The sequence below is a fragment of the Noviherbaspirillum sedimenti genome (assembly GCF_003590835.1).
Lineage (GTDB): Bacteria > Pseudomonadota > Gammaproteobacteria > Burkholderiales > Burkholderiaceae_D > Paucimonas > Paucimonas sedimenti.
Window position 1 is genome coordinate 3,310,986 of the sequence record NZ_QYUQ01000002.1, and the last position, 18,821, is coordinate 3,329,806.

The following is an 18,821-nucleotide window of genomic DNA, read 5'->3' on the forward strand; positions in this document are numbered from 1 at the left end:
GCAAACTGTCCCTACCTACAAGACGCGGCCACGCCAAGGGAACGCTATGCCAAAAGCCCTCAAGTTCGTCGCCATTCTCCTCGCCGCATTGCTGGCCCTGGTGGCAATTGCCGCCGCCATCTTCGCTGCCACCTTCAATCCGAACGATTACAAGCCGCAATTGATTCGCCTGGTGGCGGAAAAAAAACAGCGCACCCTGGCTATCCCAGGCGATATCAAGCTGAGCTTTTTTCCGAAACTTGGCGCGCAGCTGGGCCAGGTCAGCCTTTCCGAACATAAGGGTAGCGCCGAATTTGCGTCCTTCAATCAAGCCAGGGTATCGCTGGCGCTGATGCCGCTCTTGCGCCGCCAACTGGTGGTGGACCAGGTCAGCATCGATGGCGCGCAGGTTCGCATCCGGCGCAATGCCGACGGCAGCACCAATTTCGACGACTTGCTGGCGCAGGAGCCAGGAAAGGAAGAGCCGCAACCCGAAGAACCGCCGGCGGCAGAACAGTTCGGCTTCGACATTTCCGGCATCGATATCCGCAATACCCAGGTGAGCTTCGACGACTTGCAGGCAAAGCGCCAGGTCGAACTGGCAAACCTGAATCTGGAAACCGGCAAGATTGCCAACGGCGTGCCGAGCCAGCTGACGCTCTCGGCCGATGTGAAAAGCAGCGCGCCGGCCGTGGCCGCCAGGGTCGCCGTGAAGAGCGGCTTCACCATCGACCTCGGGCAGAAGCACTACCTCCTGCACGGCATGGACTCCGAGATCAAGGGCAAGCTGCTGGATTTCACCGATGCCCTCGTGCGTTTTTCCGGCGACGCCGACCTGCAGCCGGATGCAAAACGCTTCGCGCTGGAAGGAGTGAAGTTCGCCGCCAGCGGCAAGCGCGGCGCGCAAGCCATTGAATTACGGATGGAAACGCCGAAGCTGGCGCTCACTGACAAAGAGGCCAGCGGCGGCAAGTTGAGCGGCGAGGCGAAGCTGGTCGAAGGTCTGCGCAACATCAGTGCCAAGTTCAGCGCACCTTCGTTCGAGGGCTCCCCCCAGGCGTTCCGGCTGCCCGCGGTGGCGCTGGATGTGGCTATCAAGGAAGGCAAGCTGGATGCCACTGCCAAGCTGGCCGGCAACATCAGCGGCGATATCGACAAGCTGCTGTTCCAGTCGCCGCAGCTGAAGCTGGCGCTGGCGGGCCGGCAGGGCGACACCGCCATCGATGGCAACCTGACTACGCCCCTGAGCGCCAACCTGAAGACCAGGCGAATCGACCTTCCCTCCATTGTCGCCGCCTTCGCCCTGCCCAACCCCGGCGGCGGCAGCCTGAAGCTGAACGCTGCCGGCAATGCCAGCGTCGACCTGGCCAAGTCCAGCCTGAGCACGGCCCTGAAGGGCAAGCTCGATGAAAGCAGCTTCGATGCCAGATTCGGCATGGCGCCGTTCTCGCCGGCGGCATACACCTTCGCTATCGACATCGACCGCATCAACGCTGACCGCTACCTCGGCAAGGGCGGCGCTTCTGCTCCTGCCTCCGCCCCGGCAAAAGCGACCGGCAAGCCTGCGGGCAAGGCGGCTGGCGCTGGTGCGCCGGCGAGCCAGGGCATCGACCTGTCGGCCCTGCGCGAGTTGCGCGCGCGCGGCACGCTCAACGTCGGCGCGCTGACCCTCCATAACCTCAAGGCCTCGAAGCTGCGCGCCACCCTGCATGCCGGCGACGGCAAGCTCGAGATCAGCCCGCTGGCGGCCAACCTGTATGGCGGTAACGCCAGCGGTTCGGTGTCGGCCACTGCCAGCAAGGCGCCGCGCTTTGCCTTGAAGCAGAATCTGACCGGCATCGATGTCGGCCCGCTGCTCAAGGATGCGATCGACAAGCAGCCGATCGAGGGACGCGGCAATGTCACGCTGGACGTGACCAGCGCCGGTGGCGGCTTTGACCAGATCAAGAGAAGCCTGAACGGTAGCGCGCGCCTGGAATTGCGCGACGGCGCGGTGCATGGCGTGAACGTGGCGCAGGCAATCCGCAAGGCCAAGGCGAAGATCGGCGAGCTGCGCGGCCAGCAGGCGGCCGATGCCGGCACCGGCTCGGTTGCGGAAAAAACCGATTTCAGCGAACTGAGCGGCAGCTTCCGCATTTCCAATGGCGTGGCCCACAACGATGACTTGAGCCTGAAGTCGCCGCTGATCCGCCTCGGCGGCGCCGGCGACATCGACCTGGGGGCGGAACGGCTGGATTACCTGGCGAAGGTGACGGTGGTCTCCACTCTGCAGGGCCAGGGCGGGCCAGAGTTGCAGGCGTTGAAGGGCTTGACCATCCCGGTGCGGCTGTCAGGGCCGTTTACGGCAATCGGCTGGCGTATCGATTTCGCCGGCCTGGCAAAGGAAGCCGCGAAGGAAAAAATCCAGGAGAAAAAGACCGAGATCAAGGAAAAGGCGCGCGAGAAACTCGAGGAAAAGCTCAAGGGCTTGTTCGGCAAATAGGCAAACGGCGCAAACAGGGCGGAGCGAGATCCGCCCGATGTACGGTGTGCCACAGGTACGGCGACTTGGGAACTGGACTCAGGCGAGCGCGCGCAGGGCTGCCTGGTAGCCCCACCAGGAGGCTTCCTCGAACACAGAGAATCCCGAGAGGTCGGCATGGGCGAAGAGGATCGGGCCATCCACTGCGCGCAGCGCCTGCAGACCGGCGTTGGATTTGAAGCCCGGGCGCGGACTGGCCATGGCGTGGGCGCGCAGGGTGATGTCGGCGCGCTCGACCAGGCCGGCAAAGCGCGGGCCATAGGCCGCCTTGAGGTCGCTTGCCGCCAGTTCCAGCAAGTCTTGGGGCCTTGCATCCTGCAGCCAGCGTCGGGCGGCCTGCTGTTCCATCGCCGCCAGGTCGATATAGGCGGACAGCACGGTTTTGGCGGGCGGCGCGACGCGCACGTCCTGGTGGGTCGAGACCACATAGCCCAGTCCCTTGCCGCCATACACGACGTTGTCCCAGGACAGCGGCGCGTGCGGCAATTCCTGCGGAAACTCCTTCATCAGGAAGTTGGCCACAATCCACGGCGCATAGGCCGGCAGGTGGCGCGCGGCATCGAGGCCGTAGCCGCCGATGTTGCGCACCACGCGCGCCGCGACAAAGAGCGGCATGGCGCAAATGGCCTTGCGCGCGCGCACGAGGTAAGTCTTCGGCTGGCCATTCTTCAACTCGAAGCAGAGCGCTTGTACGCCCGAGGCGGTCGTCTCCAGCGACACCGCTGTGCCGGGGCGCCGCCGGCTACCGGCCGCCTGGTCCATTGCCGCAGCCAGCGGATCGAGGCCGCCGGGCCAGGTCAGCCAGGCGCCGTCGGCGGCGTTTTCCGCCTGGCCGCCTCGGCTGCAGAAATAATGCAGGCCGGCCCAGGCCGAGACGTGCTCCGAGTCGGCGCCGTAATCGTCGCGGCAGCAGTATTCGGCGTACCAGTGCAGGGTCGGCGCGCGAAAGCCGTTTTGCGTGAGCCACGCGCGAAAGCTGAGGCGGTCGAGCGCGAGTCACTGCGGATCAGTTGAGGAAAGCGCGCTGGGCAGGGTGAACAGACGGCGGCCGTCGCGCTGGTGCTGCAGCTGGTGGCGTACCTGGTGCTGGATCGCTGCATCCAGACGTCCAGGGAGCATATCGAATCGGGCAACGTCGCCTATGGCGGCTTGCTGGGGGCGATTGCCATTTCGGTCGGCGCCATCAACGCCGCCTGCATTTCCTGAGTGTTTTAGTGTAACTGATCCACGTAACGCATCTACGTCACGCATTTACGTAACCCCACCCGAGAGAGGTCAATCATGGGTATATTCGATTTCGTCAAAAAGCAGTTTATCGACGCCCTCCAGTGGAACGAGGAGTCCGAAGGGGTGCTGTCGTGGCGCTACCCGATGGCCGACTTCGAAATCCAGAACGGCGCCACGCTCACCGTGCGCGAGTCGCAGATGGCGATGTTCGTCGACGAAGGCCGGGTTGCCGACGTCTTCGGCCCCGGCAACTACACGCTGACCACCAAGACCCTGCCGGTGCTGACCAACCTGAAGAACTGGGACAAGCTGTTCGCCTCGCCGTTCAAGTCGGACGTCTACTTCTTTTCCACCCGCATCCAGACCGGGCGCAAGTGGGGCACGCCGCAGCCGATCACGATCCGTGACAAGGATTTCGACGCCATCCGCATCCGCGCCTTCGGTATGTTTTCCTATCGCGTGGGCGATCCGAAGCAATTCTTCACCGAACTGGCCGGCACGCGCGAGGTCTACACCCGCGACGATGTCGAGGCGCAGTTGCAGGGCATCATGCTCGCTTCCATGGCCAATTCGCTGGGCGCTTCCAACATTCCCTTCCTCGACATGGCGGCCAACCAGACCCTGATGGCACAGCAGGTCAAGGGCGACCTGGCCATCGCGTTCGAGCGTTATGGCCTGGGACTGGATGAATTCAACGTTGGCACCGTCAGCCTGCCGGATGAGTTGCAGCAGGCGCTGGACGCGCGCATTGGCGCGGGCATGAAGGGCGGCCTCTCCGCCGACAAGATGGCGGGATTCACCCGCTTCCAGACTGCCGAAGCAATTCCGCTGGCGGCGCAAAACGAGGGCGGCCTGGCCGGTATTGGCGCCGGACTGTCGGCCGGCGTGGCTATGGGCCAGGTGATGGCGCAGGGACTGGGCCTGGGCGGCGCTGCCGGTCAACCGGGCGCGACACCGGGTTCTGCGCAGGCCCCCGCCGCGCAACCCGCAGCGCCGGCAGAAGCCGCGCCCGCTGCTGCGGCGGATTCGCCCGCAGCCCGCCTGGAGCAGCTCAAGGGCTTGCTCGACAAGGGCCTGATCTCGCAAGCCGATTACGACGACGCCAAGGCCAAGGTCCTGCAAAAACTGATCGGCTAGGAGTCTGCGCGGCAAACAGAATTTGAGCGAGCGAAACGGGCGCAACGCCAGCCGGGCTGATATTGGCCCGGCATTGAATTCTGAAATTGCTGACTGATAGGCGTTTTTGAGCTGCGGCGCGACACCGGAATGTGCGTTTTCCCCATTTTTAAACTACGCACACATCATATTTGCCATTCTTCGCAGGTTAAGCGCAGCGCAGACGAGTTTCCACTCTGCCTGGGCCTTGGCGATGCCGCGCATGCTAAATTGTCGGAAGCCCAGTACGTGCTTGATCCAACCATTTGGCGGTTCGGATAACCACTTGCGCCGCCGGTAGGCATCTTGGGTGGCGGTGGATTTGAATCGTTCTGCCATGGCCGCCGAGAGTGGGCGTTTGTTCGGATCAATCCCAAGCGCTTGTCTACCTTCGCGCCCAAGGGCAACGATGATCTCGGCGGGATGATCACGCAGCGTTTCAAACACGGCCTCGGATCGATAGCCTGCATCGGCGACGACCTGGTGCGGATCGTCGCCCGTATTCGCCTTGACCGCCGCCAGCACCGCGGGCAATTGACGGCTATCGGCGCCGCTATTGGTCAGTTCGGCAGCGACGATGATGTGCGCCGTATCATCGACTGCGGCTTGCGCGTTGTAGCTGTAATCGAAGCCGCCACCGGCGCGCTTCATGATCCGGCTTTCCGGGTCGGTAAAGTTGTCCTGGGCCTTGGGCTTGGGCTCACCGAACTTGTACTTGTATTTCGACTTCTTGAGCGCCTTACCATCGCCGTCTGGCGGCGTATTGTCGTCGTCAGCGCTGCGGCCACGCTCGGTATCTGCCTGACGCTGGCGTTCCTCCAGCCGTGCGCGCGCCGCGCCAATGGCTGCAAGCCGGTCCTCGCGTCGGCTTATCTCAGCTGGAATGTCCAGTGCCGGCTCGTTCTTCTCGGCCAGGTCGGCTGCCTTGGCCTTGGCCAGTAGCGCGTCGATCTGCGCCTTCAATTCCAGCTCCGATTTCTTCATGCGCTCATAACTCATGGCCTTGTGGCGCGATGCGTTGGCCTTAATCTTGGTCCCATCCACAGCGATGGTTCCCAACTTGACCAGGCCGCACTCGCGCGCCAACTTCACCACTTGCACGAACAAGTCGGACAACTCTTTCAGATGGAAAGCACGGAAGTCGCAGATCGTGCGGTGCGCGGGATAATTGCCAGCAGCAAGTACCCGGAAGGCAACGTCTTCATGCAGCTTCTTTGCCAGCTTGCGCGACGAGAACACCCCGGTCGCATAGCCATAAACCAGCACTTTGACCATCATCGCCGGATGAAAGGGCTGATTGCGCGGCCCGCCACCTGCATATCGCGCATGGAAGGTGCTCAGATCAAGCGCATCGATCGTATCGCTGATGTAGTACGCAAGATGGCCATCTGGTAGCCACTCTTGCAATGCAGGGGGAAGCAGCATTTGCTGCTGCGGATCGTAGGGAAGATAGCTCGATGTCATCACGAATCAACGTTTACGAATCTATTCGGATGACATCAGCGTTCTGCCGCGCAGACTCCTAGAAAGCCTCTTACATGCAGAAAGTTTCCTGTCCGAGTTGCGGCGCGCCGGTCGAGTTCAAGTCGCATGCCTCGGTCATGGCGGTGTGCGGCTACTGCAAGAGCACGCTGCTGAAGGACGCCGACAGCGTGCGCGACATGGGCAAGATGTCGGCGGTGCTGGAGGATTATTCGCCGCTGCAGGTCGGCACCGCCGGCAGCTTCGGCGGCCAGGAATTTGCCGTGGTCGGCCGCATCCAGCTGCGCTATGACGCCGGCTTGTGGAATGAATGGTACGTGCTGTATGGCGATGGCCGCGCTGGCTGGCTGTCGGAGTCCGGCGGCCAGTACACCCTGACCGAGGAAAAGGAAGCCAAGGGCGCCTTGCCGCCCTTCGAGGAAATCCGCATCGGCGCGCCCTACAACGTCCTCGGCAAGGTCTGCACTGCCGCCGATGTGCGCACGGCGCAATGCACTGGCGGCGAGGGCGAGCTGCCGTTCCGGGTTGGCGCCGGCTGGCAGGCGAAGGTGGCCGATCTGCGCAGCGCCCGCAGCTTCGTCACGCTGGATTATTCCGAGGGAGCGTCACCGAAAGTCTATGCCGGTCAGGCAGTGACGCTGGAACAGCTGAAGTGCCAGCTGTTGCGTGACGATGATGCGGTCAGGGACAGCGCCGGCAAGTACACGAAAAAGGTGCAGGCGCTTGCCTGCCCTTCCTGCGGTGGCAGCCTCAGCTGGGTGCCGGGGGTGACCAAACAGATCGTATGCCCGAGCTGCCGCTCGCAGGTCGATACCACCACCGATATTGCCACCGTGCTGGCGGCGGGCGAGCGCATGGAGCGCTTCGAGACGAGCTTGAAGCTCGGCGCCAAGGGCAACATCGGCGGCGACGCCTACCAGGTGATCGGCGCCATGCGGCGCCGCGACGACGAGGGCGAGGAGTGGACTGAATACCAGCTGTACAGCCCGCGCGGTGGTTTTTTGTGGCTGGTCGAGACCGCCGAGGGATGGCAGCGCGCGAAAGTGCAGGACGACTGGCCGGTGTGGAACCGCGGCGAAACCATCAAGCTGGGTGAGCTGACGTTCAAGAAATTGTACGAATACGAGGCGACAGTAGTGGCGGCGGTCGGCGCCTTCAACTGGCAGGTCCAGGCTGGCGACACGGCGCAGGTAGTCGAGTTCGAGGCCGGCAAGAACCGCCTGGCGGCCGAGCGCACGGCAGAAGAACTGAGCTGGTCCTGGGCGACCCCGGTGGGCGCCGACCAGTTGCGTGCCTGGTTTGGCGTGGCAGTGCCGGACGTCAGCCTGGCGCCCAAGACCGACATCATGAAAATCGCCGAATGCTTCCTGTATGGGATCGTCGGCTTCAATTTCATTCCGCTGATGTTTGCATTCGACGATACCTGGCATTACTCGGCGGTGGCCGCCGCCGCCATTTGGCTGCCGGCGAAAGTCATGAGCCTGATGCAGGACTAAGGGACAAGATTCTTATCATATGAACGGCAAATTCATTGTCTATGCGCTGTTGGTGGCCTTTTTCAGCATGATCGCCAGCTGGGGCAAGATGCTGTCGCCGGGCCAGGGCTCAGGCAGCTACCGCTCGGGCAGCAGCTGGAGCTCCAACGCCGGTGGCGGTTCCTGGGGCGGCGGAGGCCACAAGTGACACCGACGGATCTGCGCCATTCGGGCACGCACCTGATCGCCGACTTGCATGGCATTGCACGCGAAAAGCTATGCGATGGCGCCGCCCTCGATCGCTTGATGCGGCAAGCGGCAGAGTCCGCCGGCGCCACCATCGTCTATAGCCATTTCCACGCCTTCGGGGCGGGCCAGGGCGTGACAGGCGTGGTGCTGCTGGCCGAATCGCACATCTCGATCCATACCTGGCCGGAAATCGGCTTTGCCGCGCTGGATATTTTCATGTGCGGCAATGCGCAACCGCAGCGCGCGCTGGCGCTGATCGAGGCCGCGCTGACGCCGGCTTCCAGCGCGGTGCAGGAACTGCCGCGCGGCTATTCAGCAGCTAGTCCGCACTTGAGAGTTTCATCAATATAAGGCCGCAAACAATCAGCAGTGCGGCGCATGCGCGCATGCCGTTCAACTGTTCTCCGAGCGCCGCCACGCCGACGACAAATGCGCCGATTGCGCCGATACCGGTCCAAACAGTGTAGGCCGTGCCCAAGGGGATGGTTCGCATCGAAATCGATAGCAAGGCAAAGCTGGCTATCATCGTGACGAGGGTAATGACCGACGGGGTAAGTCTGCTAAAGCCATTTGACTGCTTCATGAAATAAGCCCAAACGACTTCCAGTATTCCTGCTACGACCAACATGATCCAAGCCATTGCGGCTCTCCTTTCAAAGAGCCGGGCCGTCCCGGACATTCATCCCAACAAGGGGGAGGTCGTTCCTCCGAAAGTGCACTTATGCCAATGCAGCGTAACACAGCGCATATAGGGCAGTTCGCAGGCGGAATTATAGCCTGATCGAGCCGACTGCCGATGCATACAAGCGGATTTAGCCAGGCGATCCAGGCTTGAGTGCGTCAATGTAGCCAAGTACATCGTCCTCACGGCCATCGTTGACCAGCTGGGCGGGCGTCTTGCCGTCAAATGCGGGCAATGGCGCATTCATCCATGCACTGGCAGCGTCATCGTTCTCTGCAACTCCCCGTGCCCTGTGCATGATCGTGTAATAAGCCTGCGCTTTGCGCGACTGCGCTTGAAATCGCGTACGGAGCGCTTCAATTCCCTGGGGTGAAAGGTGTCCGTCTGTAGTCATGATTTACCTCGCTTAAGTTTCTCATTTGGGCGAGAGGTTCAGGGAGATACTTTGTTCCAGAGTTCCTTCCAAGTAGTCATGTCCTTGGTTGGTTAAGCGCCAAACGCCATTTTTTGATTCTTGCACCAATCCTCTGTCTTGAAGAAGATTAAGATGGTGGTGAACAACTGGTAGTTCCATGTTCAATCGCTGAACAATACTACTGGTTCCGATCAATGGATCAGGAGATTGTAGAAACTGGCCCAAAATAGCTTCCATCAACATTGGGTCTCGCTTCATGGTTTCCTCAATAGCAAAAAGTACTATCTTAGCTGAATTTAAACTGCGCGCCGGCAGAAACCGGCCAGAGCCGGTCGGCCAGCCCTCCCATCAGATCTGAGCAGGAGAAAACATGCGGGACACGCTCCCTCAACTTGAGGATGGGATTTGGCCCAGCCGTGCCGCCTCTATCGCGGCGATGTCGATCTTTTTCATGGTCATCATCGCGTCGAATGCGCGCTTGGCCGCCGCGCGATCGGGGTTGAATACCGCCGCGGTGAGGGCGCGCGGGGTGATCTGCCATGACAATCCCCACCGGTCCTTGCACCAGCCGCATTCACTTTCCTGGCCGCCATTGCTGACGATCGCGTTCCACAATCGGTCGGTTTCCGCCTGGTCGTCCGTCGCGATTTGAAAAGAGAAGGCCTCGTTGTGTTTGAAATGCGGGCCGCCGTTTAGCCCGAGGCAGGGAATGCCGACGACGGTGAACTCGACCGTCAGGATATCGCCTTGCTTGCCGTCGGGATAGTCGCCCGGTGCGCGATGGACGGCGTCGACAGAGCTGTCGGGGAATGTTTCGGCATAGAAGTTTGCGGCGTCTAGGGCATCACCTTCGTACCACAAACAGATTGTGTTCTTGCTGGTCATTACGTTTCTCCTGAAGAGTTGAGTACCAGCATCAGCCACTTTCAAAACAACGCCAATGGCTCACATCGCGGGACCTGGGTCTGTTGGATGAGACTGATGCCGTTGTCGGGATGCTCCAATGTCGCACACTCTCGCCGCGGGCGCAGGCTCGTCAAAGGGAGCCCGCTTGTCGCGAAAAGTTTCAATTCGACCCTCGAATCTGATGCATTGCGTTTTGCTTGTCGAAACTGGCAGTGACGCATGCGGCGAAATCGGGATTGGCAAGACGAGTCATAGCACCTCCGGTTGTTTATATATTGGCAAACTTGGTTGCTCATTCTGACATAACGAAACCTGCATAAAAATCGCGCTTTAATTATTTTGGTCCGCCTGATGAAACGTTGGTTCATTTTTCTTGAACTTCAAAATCTCCATTGCTATGCTGATTTTTCAGAAATAAAGCCAGCCCGATAAGGGCATCCGATAAATGAGGCTAGGAGTCAAAAAATGAAAACATTGAAATTCGCAACAGTTGCTTTAACGGTGGGATTGGCATCCGCAGTCGCCGGCGCCGTGAATGCGCAAGAAGCACCATTTCGCATCGGGGTTTCCAATGACCAGTCAGGTCCATATGCAGACCAGGGCGGGCTAGGTTCCGTGCTTGCAGCCAAAATGGCGGCTGAAGATTTCGGTGGGAAAGTGTTGGGCAGAAAAATTGAGATTCTTGCCGCCGACAATATGAACAAGCCAGACATCGCAAGCACAGTCGCCCGCAAATGGTTCGACGTAGATGGCGTCAGTGCGATCACCGATGGCGGTTCCAGCGCATCGGGCCTTGCGGCGCAAAGCGTTGCGGCAGAAAAGAAAAAAATCACCTTGATTACCGCCGGCACTGCCCCTGATTTCAGCGGCAAGCGCTGTTCTCCATATGGAACACAATGGGCGACGAGTTCATATGCACTGGCGAATACCGTGGTCAAGGACCTGGTCCAGGCTGGCAATAAAAAGTGGTACTTCCTGACCACTGACTTTGTATTTGGCCACGCGCTGGAGAATGAAACGACCAAAGCGATCAAGGGTGCAGGAGGCACCGTCCTTGGCAGTGCAAAACATCCTATCAATTCTTCGGATTTTGCGTCGTATCTCTTGCAGGCGCAAAGCGCCAAACCGGACGTGGTTGCAGTGGCCGCCGGTGGCGCCGACATGATCATGGCAGTCAAGCAAGCGAAGGAATTCGGCTTGAAGTCCAAACTGGTTGCACTGTATGTCAGTCAGCCGGAAGTCGACGCAATGGGCTTGGAGTCAGCCCAGGGTCTGCAATTCGGGACGCCCTTCTATTGGAACTTGAATGATGTAACGCGCACATGGGCACGCCGCTTTCAGGATCGCCACAAAAAAATGCCAAGCATGATTCATGCGAACACCTATGCAGCGGTGACCCATTATCTCAAGGCAGTTCAGGCAGCCGGTAAAGATGATGCAGAACTGGTTTCCGCAAAGATGCGTGAAATGCCGATTGGTAAAAACGCATTGATCCAAAACGCTTTCATCATGCCGAACGGACGCGTTGTGATGGATATGCATGTGGCGCAGGTCAAGAGCCCGAAAGACTCGAAATTCCGCGGTGATTCGTTCGATATCGTTGCCACTTTGCCGGGGAAACAAGTCTTTGAGCCGATTGAAGTGACGGACTGCCCCCTGGTCAAGAAATAAGGGCCTCGCGGATCGGGCAGCCATTATCGTGGCGAGGCGGGCAAGTCCTCGTCACGAATGGCTGCAACGAAAATCCACAAATTTGACATTTCAGGTAATGACGAGGAAAAGATGAAGAAAAGTTACTTTATTCGAATGGAGGATGTAACGCCCTATCATCCAGCTAACCATCACGGGACTAGCAATTACCGTCTTATTTCAGAGGAAACTGTCGGCGCCAAGCATTTGGAAATGCTGATCGGGGTGATTGAAAAAAACCAGGGTGCGCTGCCCCATGCGCATCCGGATATTGAGCAAGTATGCTACCTGCTCGAAGGAACTGCCACCGCCGAGGTGAATGGCGAACGCCGGAATATGGTTCCTGGTGATTGTTGCTTCTTCCCCGCCGGTGTGCCGCACGTCTTCACGGCGACCAGCGACGAACCGGTCAAACTAATGGTTATTTATTCGCCGCCATATGGCGAAGACCCTTCCAAGGTCATCCGTTGATGTATCGCGTGAGACATAAAACCAGAAAGATTTAAATACCATGAAATCGAATCGCTATCCAAAATTTACGGCGGCCGCTGTACAAGCCGCGCCGATCTTCCTCGATGCGCAAGCAACGACCGAAAAAGCGTGTGCGCTGATCCGCAAGGCGGCAGGGGAAGGCGCCACGTTCATTGCATTCCCCGAAGTCTTTATCGCTGGGTATGCTTACTGGAACTGGATCATGAGTCCGCTGGAAGGCAGTGCCTGGTTCAAGCGGTTTTATCTTGCCGCAATCGACGTCCCCGGGCCGGAAGTGCAAGCATTGCAGCGCACGGCCGAAGCGTGCGGGGTGACGGTGGTAATTGGCGTCAATGAGCGCAGCCCGGTGAGCATGGGCACGATTTACAACACGAACCTGATCATCGGTCCTGATGGCAAGTTGTTGGGGCGCCACCGCAAGACCGTCCCCACGTTCGCCGAAAAACTGACCTGGGGCTATGGAGACGGCAGTTCCATTCGCACCTACGATACCCCCGTTGGCAAGGTGGGGACCCTGGCGTGCGGAGAAAACACGAATACCTTGGCAAGATTCGCGCTGCTGGCCCAAGGCGAACAAGTCCACGTAGCCAACTACATCGCCTATCCCTTTAGAAAGAGCTACGACATTATCGAACCCATTAAAATTCGGGCCGCCGCACACTCGCTCGAAGGAAAAGTGTTTACCGTCGTTTCATCCTCGGCAATGTCGCAGGAAATTCTCGATCTCCTGGGCACGACCCCGGAACGCCTCGAGCTTTTGTCGGGGGCGCCGAACGCATTCTCGGGCATCTTCGGGCCAGACGGTCTGCTTGTTTCGCCGCCGCTGATCGACGAAGAAGGAATCGTTTACGGCGAGATCGACCTGGAAAAAGGCTTCGAGCCAAAGCAGTTCCACGACATCCTTGGGCATTACAATCGATTTGATATCTTTGAACTGCGCCTTCATCAGCGCTCTTTGTCCCCCCTGGTCATTGTGGACCAGGCCATGCCAACCGAGCCGAATCCAATTTCATCGCCGGACTTGCTGTCATCCGCATCTCCAGATCGTGCGGCAGTGGGCGAGCGCACAGGGAGCGCCATTTTCACGCTCAAGTCCTCGTCATGAGTGCCCTGAATATTCGGCCTACTAATTTGGAATAGATATCATGCAATCTGGAATTTTAATCAATGGACAATGGCAAGCGCGCAGCAATGGCGTTCCCGATATCAATCCGTCCGATACACGCGATGTGATTGAAGAATATTCCTGGGCGAGCGCGCAAGATGCCAAGGCCGCCGCCGAAGCTGCGCGGGAAGCCCTGCCCGGCTGGGCGGCGGTATTGCCGGAAGCACGCGCACTGCCGCTGCGACGGATCGGAGATGAATTACTGGCGCGCGCGGAGGAACTGGCGCAGGTGATGGCTCGCGAACAGGGCAAGACCGTGCGTGAAGCCCTGGCTGAAGTGCGGCGTAGCGGCGAGACGTTTCATTATTTTGCCGGTGAAACTGTACGCAATCACGGCATATTTACCCAGGGCTTGCGCAGCGGCTTCAATATCTGCGTCAGCCGGGAACCGGTAGGTGCGATCGCCGTTATCACGCCATGGAATCTTCCCATGTCGATCCCGGCCTGGAAGATCGCTCCCGCACTCGCCTACGGTAACACTGTCGTGTACAAGCCAAGCGAGCTGACGCCGGGATGTGCATGGGCGCTGGCAGACATCATTCACCGCTCCGGCCTGCCTGCCGGTGTGTTCAATATGGTCATGGGAAATGGCCGCGAGCTTGGCAAGCCTTTGATCGATCTGACTGATGCCGTCACGTTTACCGGTTCCAATCCAACAGGTGTGGCAATTGTGAGTGCGGCGGCCGGCCAGATGAAAAAAGTCCAGGCAGAGTTGGGCGGCAAAAGCGGCCTGGTGATCGACCGCACCGCAAACATGGACTTGGCCGTGGAAGTGGCTTTTCAAGGCGCCTATTATGGGACAGGACAGCGATGCACGGCGTCCAGCCGGATCATCGTTCTGGAAAGCGTTCGTGAAGAATTTACCGAACGCCTGCTCAAGCGCATGAAAAGCAGCCGCGTCGGCCATGCGCTTGATGCTGCAACCGAAATCGGCCCGGTGGTCGATGAGCGGCAGCTTGCCAAGGATTGCGAATACATCGATATCGCGCGCAACGAAGGCGCAGAGTTGCTCTCCGGCGGGGAGCGCATCGAACTCACAACGCCCGGCTACTATTTGCAGCCAGCGCTTTTCCTGACCAAGAGTAACGACTTGCGGATCAACAAAGAGGAAGTCTTTGGCCCGGTTGCAACGGTTACTACTGCTCATGATCTGGAAGAAGCCATTGCAATGGCCAATGACGTCCATTTCGCGCTATCGAGCGGCATTGTGACCAACGATTTGATCGCAGCAGAAGAATTCCGCCGCAAATCAAAAGCCGCCATGGTTACCATCAACGCACCCACTGCCGGCCTGGATTTCCACGTGCCATTCGGAGGCCGTTCGCCGTCGGGTTATGGAAGCCGGGAGCAAGGATTGGCGGCACAAGAGTTTTACACGGAATACAAGAGCAGCTACACCAACGTTTCCGGTCGCCTCTAAGGTCGCCACTAAAGCAAAAAGGAGCAGCTATGGCCGGACCTTTAGCCGGAATTACCGTTCTAGACCTAAGCTCAGTCATTGCGGGGCCGTATGCCACGCAAATACTTGGCGATATGGGAGCGGATGTCATCAAGGTCGAGCCGCCCCAGGGCGACATCATGCGCGCTGCCGGACCGGCGCGAAATGCAGGCATGGGCGCCGCTTACCTGAACTGCAATCGCAACAAGCGCAGCATTACGCTGAATCTGAAATCCCCGGAAGACCGGGCGCGCCTCCTGGAGATGGTGCGCGAGGCGGATGTGTTCATCCATAACATGCGCGCTGCTGCGTGCGCGCGCCTGGGCTTGAGCCACGAAGAGCTGTTGGCCATCAATCCTCGTCTTGTATATTGCGCGATCGTCGGCTATGGCCAGGATGGCCCCTATCGAGACCGGCCTGCCTACGACGACATCATCCAGGCCGCTTCCGGATGGGCTGGCCTGGAACAGGATTCAGGAGCCGCGCCGCGTTATGCGCCAACGATCGTTGCCGACAAGACGACGTCACTTTATGCCGTCAGCGCGGTAAATGCCGCACTGTTTCACCGCGAGCGCAGCGGGGCCGGCCAATACGTGGAAGTGCCGATGTTCGAGGTGATGGCATCCTACCTTCTGGTTGAACAGATGGGCGGCATGACTTTCTCGCCGCCGCTGGGGCCGCCTGGATATTCACGTCTTCAGTCAAAGCACAGACGCCCCTACAAGACCATGGACGGGTACATCAGCGTCATGCCTTACAACGGCGAACATTGGGTGCGTTTCTTCACCGAAGCCGGCAAGCTCGACATGGCTGGGGACCCGCGCCTTGCATCGTCCGCACAGCGCGCCGCCATCATCGATGAACTGTATGAAAAACTCGGCGAGACGCTGCTGGAGCGCTCAACCGAAGCATGGATGAGCATACTGCGTTCCGCAGACATTCCCTGTTCCGAGGTGAATACAGTTGCTTCATTGCTGAATGATCGGCACCTCAAGGCAGTGAATTTTTTTGTGTCGATCGAACATCCGTCGGAGGGAAAAATCCTGGCGACGAAGCCACCGATTCGCTTTTCGAAAACGCCCTGTACGATCAGCCGGCCAAGTCCAAGCCTGCGCGCGGCGGAGGCCTCGTTGGATGCGCGCGTGCCGGCTGACTTTGGAAATGTCTTGTAGGTTATTCTGTTACGCGAATTCATTCCGATAAGGCGACTCCCCCGTGACTTCCACACTTCCTGTCAATGCATTGCTACGCGGCTTGCAGCTTTTGGAAACGGTCAATACCTATGGACCTGCGGGTCTTGCCAAAATTCAACGGCTAACCGGCTTGCCAAAAGCGACCGTGCTGAGACAATTGGAAACCTTACGGCAAGCGGGATACATTGCATTCGATCCCCCTACGCAAACGTATCAGGTCGACTTGCGGGCATTGGCACTAACAAACAACTTTTCCTATGAAAAGCAGTTCGTCAATCTGGCGGCGCCAGTCATGAACCGTTTGCGTCAAAAGCTGGGATGGCCATCCGACCTGGCAGTTTTTCAGCACGACAAAATGGTCATCGTGGACACCAATCGACAGCCCGGCATGCTTTCAACCAATCGCAGTATCGGATCAAGGATTCCCATCATGGCATCTGCTACCGGCCGCGCTTATCTTGCCAATATCGACGTTGAGCGACGCGAAACCTTGTTGAAAATTCTTCAGGCTTCGGACGACCCCTATGAAGCCCTGGCGAAGAACAAAGCGGCAACCAAAAAGATCATTGAGCAAACGCGCAGCCAGGGCTATGCAATTTCGGACCAGGAATTCTTGCCCACCAATCGAGGCGCCGCTGTCGCCGTAGTCTGGAACCACGAAGTGGCATGCGTGATCAACCTGATTGCGCTCGCTTCCCTGGTTACTGTCGAAGATGTTCATAAACGTTACGTGCCAATGCTATTGGAAGCCAGGGATGAGATGGAAGAAGCCCTCTGCAACCTGGGGATGAGCAAGGCGAGTACGCGCGAAGCGCCAAAGCCACGCGCCTATGGCGCCAGAAAGCGTGCCGCGAAAGGAGACCTGGAGTGAAACTGTTCCACTCACCCGCCTCGCCGTATGTTCGCAAGGTCATGGTGTTAGCCTGCGAGATCGGCCTGGAAAGCCGGATTGAACGCGTGCGCGCTGTGGTGAGCCCGGTCAAGCGTGACAAGCTGGTCGTCGCTCACAATCCCACCGGACACGTTCCGACACTGCTGCTCGACGACGGCGAAGTTTTGTTCGATAGCCGGGTCATTTGCGAGTACCTCGACACGTTGCACGACGGACTGCCATTGCATCCCAGGGAAGCAATGGCACGGGCCAAAACGCAGTGCCTGCATGCCCTGGCAGACGGGATTCTCGACGCGGCCGTTCTGGTGCGCTTTGAACTGGCTTTGCGTCCGGCAGAACTTCGCTGGCCTGACTGGGTGGATGGCCAGTGGGCCAAGGTTTTGTCCAGCCTGAATGTGTTGGAATCCCGCTGGCGGCCGCACCTGGCTGATCGGCTGGACATGGGCGTCATCGCGACGGCATGTGCGTTGGGGTATCTGGATTTCCGCTTTCCCGACCGCCCCTGGCGCGTCGACTATCCGCATTTGGCCGCATGGTACGAAGTATTCGCACAGCGCGATTCCATGCAAAAAACATGGCCGGCTCCCGTCGTTTGAGCTGCCAATATCAATTATTCCTTTTTGGAGACCGATATGAATAACGAATTTAAAGACAATGTTGTCGTGATTACGGGTGGCGGCGCGGGGATCGGCAAAGCCACCGCCGAGTTGTTTCTCGGTTTCGGCGCCAAAGTCGTCGTCTTCGATTTGAATGTCGAGAACGCCCCGGCTGGCGCCGATGCTTATGTCGCGAATGTCACGGATGACGAAGCGGTTGCGACAGCTATCGGCAAAGTGGCGAAGAAGTACGGAAAAATCGACACTCTGGTGAACAATGCGGGAGTGAGTTTCTACGGGACGGTGGAAACCGGCAGTCTCGCCGATTGGGAACGCATCATCGATATCAATGTTCTTGGGTTGGTCCGGGTAACACGTGCGGCGTTGCCCCATTTGCGCCGCAGCGCACACGGCGCCATTATCAATATCGCTTCGTGCCTGGCACAGACGGGCATGGCGAATCGTGCCTTGTATTCCGCAACGAAAGGCGCGGTCGAAGCGCTTTCCCGTGCGATGGCGGCCGATCTGGTCAAGGAAGGCATACGCGTGAACTGCGTCAATCCGGGAACGGTTGACACGGAATTTGTTCAGGGGCTGGCTGCCATAGCCGGGCGCGACACGAAAGAGTTTGCGGCGCGGCAGGCCACTGGCCATATGGTCAGCCCGGAAGAGATTGCACATGCGATCGCTTATCTGGCGCGACCTGGCGCTCGCTCGACAGTCGGTTCGGTACTGACGGTAGAGTCAGGCTTCGGCAGTCTGCGCTTTTAATGCAGATAGAAATTTCAAGAAAAGAGTGCGCGATGGCGGGACTTTATTTTGAAGAATTTCGTGTGGGGCAGGTCTTCGACCACCCTTGGGGGCGCACCATTACAGAGTCGGACAATACGCTGTTTTCTTGTCTGACGCTCAATGTGCAACCCTTGCATATAGATGCCGAATTTGCCGCAACGAGCGAATTCGGCAAACCGCTGGTCAACAGTATTTTTACGCTGGGATTGATGATCGGCATCTCGGTCAATGACACGACCGTTGGAACTACCGTCGCCAACCTTGGCATGACCGATGTGCGTTTCCCGAAGCCGGTATTTCACGGAGATACTGTTCGTGTCCGCACAACGGTCAAATCTATTCGAGAGAGCAAGTCACGTCCCAATGCCGGCATCGTTGAGTTTGAACATCAGGCGACCAATCAGCGCAAGGAAGTCGTGGCGATCTGCTCGCGACAGGCGCTGATGCGCAAGCGCGCCTAAGAAGCGTCAGAC

Annotated in this window: 21 protein-coding genes; 15 read left to right on the forward strand and 6 right to left on the reverse strand. The window is 58.9% G+C overall.

The window, feature by feature from the left end:
- Nucleotides 1–46 precede the first annotated feature (46 nt).
- The gene (locus tag D3878_RS15480; RefSeq protein ID WP_119786306.1) at nucleotides 47–2,461 is read left to right on the forward strand and encodes an AsmA family protein; all 2,415 of its coding nucleotides are present in this window, start codon (nucleotides 47–49) and stop codon (nucleotides 2,459–2,461) included.
- Nucleotides 2,462–2,539: 78 nt separating this feature from the next.
- Here the strand turns inward: D3878_RS15480 and D3878_RS15485 are convergent, their stop codons facing one another.
- Nucleotides 2,540–3,262 (reverse strand): hypothetical protein, encoded by a 723-nt coding sequence (locus D3878_RS15485; protein WP_233556350.1) that lies wholly within the window; start codon nucleotides 3,260–3,262, stop codon nucleotides 2,540–2,542.
- Nucleotides 3,263–3,559: 297 nt separating this feature from the next.
- Between D3878_RS15485 and D3878_RS15490 the strand changes: the two genes are divergently transcribed.
- Both D3878_RS15490 and D3878_RS15495 read left to right on the forward strand, forming a co-directional pair.
- Complete coding sequence (locus tag D3878_RS15490; RefSeq protein ID WP_233556351.1) at nucleotides 3,560–3,706, forward strand: DUF350 domain-containing protein; 147 nt, start codon at nucleotides 3,560–3,562, stop codon at nucleotides 3,704–3,706.
- Between the two features lie 75 nt (nucleotides 3,707–3,781).
- Nucleotides 3,782–4,864 (forward strand): SPFH domain-containing protein, encoded by a 1,083-nt coding sequence (locus D3878_RS15495; RefSeq protein WP_119786307.1) that lies wholly within the window; start codon nucleotides 3,782–3,784, stop codon nucleotides 4,862–4,864.
- A 153-nt stretch (nucleotides 4,865–5,017) separates the two neighbouring features.
- On the opposite strand, the gene D3878_RS15500 is transcribed toward D3878_RS15495, so the two are convergent.
- The gene (locus D3878_RS15500) at nucleotides 5,018–6,346 is read right to left on the reverse strand and encodes an IS1182 family transposase (RefSeq protein ID WP_119783739.1); all 1,329 of its coding nucleotides are present in this window, start codon (nucleotides 6,344–6,346) and stop codon (nucleotides 5,018–5,020) included.
- A gap of 74 nt (nucleotides 6,347–6,420) precedes the next feature.
- Here D3878_RS15500 and D3878_RS15505 point away from each other — a divergent pair, with 74 nt between their 5' ends.
- The 3 genes from D3878_RS15505 to speD are packed head-to-tail and all read left to right on the forward strand — an operon-like array spanning nucleotide 6,421 to nucleotide 8,439.
- A complete protein-coding gene (locus D3878_RS15505; RefSeq protein ID WP_119786308.1) occupies nucleotides 6,421–7,860 on the forward strand; it encodes a DUF4178 domain-containing protein in 1,440 nt (479 codons plus the stop codon).
- Between the two features lie 19 nt (nucleotides 7,861–7,879).
- Nucleotides 7,880–8,047, forward strand: coding sequence for a hypothetical protein (locus D3878_RS24115; protein ID WP_199688176.1), 168 nt, complete (start codon nucleotides 7,880–7,882; stop codon nucleotides 8,045–8,047).
- On the forward strand, nucleotides 8,044–8,439 hold the full coding sequence (speD, locus tag D3878_RS15510; RefSeq protein WP_199688177.1) for an adenosylmethionine decarboxylase: 396 nt from the start codon (nucleotides 8,044–8,046) through the stop codon (nucleotides 8,437–8,439). Before D3878_RS24115 ends, speD begins: the two co-directional genes overlap by 4 nt.
- Here the strand turns inward: speD and D3878_RS15515 are convergent.
- From D3878_RS15515 to D3878_RS15525, 4 genes are all read right to left on the reverse strand, one after another.
- Nucleotides 8,408–8,728 (reverse strand): DMT family transporter, encoded by a 321-nt coding sequence (locus D3878_RS15515; RefSeq protein WP_119786309.1) that lies wholly within the window; start codon nucleotides 8,726–8,728, stop codon nucleotides 8,408–8,410. The two genes, speD and D3878_RS15515, sit on opposite strands and share 32 nt — an antisense overlap.
- Nucleotides 8,729–8,900: 172 nt before the next feature.
- Nucleotides 8,901–9,164, reverse strand: coding sequence for an MbcA/ParS/Xre antitoxin family protein (locus tag D3878_RS15520; protein ID WP_119786310.1), 264 nt, complete (start codon nucleotides 9,162–9,164; stop codon nucleotides 8,901–8,903).
- Between the two features lie 21 nt (nucleotides 9,165–9,185).
- Nucleotides 9,186–9,443 (reverse strand): IclR family transcriptional regulator, encoded by a 258-nt coding sequence (locus D3878_RS23540; protein ID WP_147383997.1) that lies wholly within the window; start codon nucleotides 9,441–9,443, stop codon nucleotides 9,186–9,188.
- 129 nt (nucleotides 9,444–9,572) lie between these two features.
- Nucleotides 9,573–10,070 carry a VOC family protein gene (locus tag D3878_RS15525; RefSeq protein ID WP_119786311.1) on the reverse strand — a complete coding sequence of 166 codons (498 nt, stop codon included), beginning with the start codon at nucleotides 10,068–10,070 and terminating at the stop codon, nucleotides 9,573–9,575.
- A gap of 486 nt (nucleotides 10,071–10,556) precedes the next feature.
- Between D3878_RS15525 and D3878_RS15530 the strand changes: the two genes are divergently transcribed.
- The 9 genes from D3878_RS15530 (at nucleotide 10,557) to D3878_RS15570 (ending at nucleotide 18,809) form a co-directional block, all read left to right on the forward strand.
- Nucleotides 10,557–11,762 carry an ABC transporter substrate-binding protein gene (locus D3878_RS15530; RefSeq protein WP_119786312.1) on the forward strand — a complete coding sequence of 402 codons (1,206 nt, stop codon included), beginning with the start codon at nucleotides 10,557–10,559 and terminating at the stop codon, nucleotides 11,760–11,762.
- A gap of 111 nt (nucleotides 11,763–11,873) precedes the next feature.
- On the forward strand, nucleotides 11,874–12,251 hold the full coding sequence (locus D3878_RS15535) for a cupin domain-containing protein (protein ID WP_119787935.1): 378 nt from the start codon (nucleotides 11,874–11,876) through the stop codon (nucleotides 12,249–12,251).
- Between the two features lie 40 nt (nucleotides 12,252–12,291).
- A complete protein-coding gene (locus tag D3878_RS15540; protein ID WP_119786313.1) occupies nucleotides 12,292–13,377 on the forward strand; it encodes a carbon-nitrogen hydrolase family protein in 1,086 nt (361 codons plus the stop codon).
- Between the two features lie 40 nt (nucleotides 13,378–13,417).
- Nucleotides 13,418–14,857 (forward strand): aldehyde dehydrogenase family protein, encoded by a 1,440-nt coding sequence (locus tag D3878_RS15545; RefSeq protein ID WP_119786314.1) that lies wholly within the window; start codon nucleotides 13,418–13,420, stop codon nucleotides 14,855–14,857.
- A gap of 29 nt (nucleotides 14,858–14,886) precedes the next feature.
- Nucleotides 14,887–16,047 carry a CaiB/BaiF CoA transferase family protein gene (locus D3878_RS15550; RefSeq protein WP_119786315.1) on the forward strand — a complete coding sequence of 387 codons (1,161 nt, stop codon included), beginning with the start codon at nucleotides 14,887–14,889 and terminating at the stop codon, nucleotides 16,045–16,047.
- Between the two features lie 43 nt (nucleotides 16,048–16,090).
- On the forward strand, nucleotides 16,091–16,939 hold the full coding sequence (locus tag D3878_RS15555) for an IclR family transcriptional regulator domain-containing protein (RefSeq protein ID WP_119786316.1): 849 nt from the start codon (nucleotides 16,091–16,093) through the stop codon (nucleotides 16,937–16,939).
- Nucleotides 16,936–17,556 carry a glutathione S-transferase gene (locus tag D3878_RS15560; protein ID WP_119786317.1) on the forward strand — a complete coding sequence of 207 codons (621 nt, stop codon included), beginning with the start codon at nucleotides 16,936–16,938 and terminating at the stop codon, nucleotides 17,554–17,556. Before D3878_RS15555 ends, D3878_RS15560 begins: the two co-directional genes overlap by 4 nt.
- A 36-nt stretch (nucleotides 17,557–17,592) precedes the next feature.
- Complete coding sequence (locus D3878_RS15565; RefSeq protein ID WP_119786318.1) at nucleotides 17,593–18,327, forward strand: SDR family NAD(P)-dependent oxidoreductase; 735 nt, start codon at nucleotides 17,593–17,595, stop codon at nucleotides 18,325–18,327.
- On the forward strand, nucleotides 18,327–18,809 hold the full coding sequence (locus tag D3878_RS15570) for a MaoC family dehydratase (RefSeq protein WP_338016808.1): 483 nt from the start codon (nucleotides 18,327–18,329) through the stop codon (nucleotides 18,807–18,809). The genes D3878_RS15565 and D3878_RS15570 overlap by 1 nt, the downstream gene beginning before the upstream one ends.
- Nucleotides 18,810–18,821: the final 12 nt, after the last annotated feature.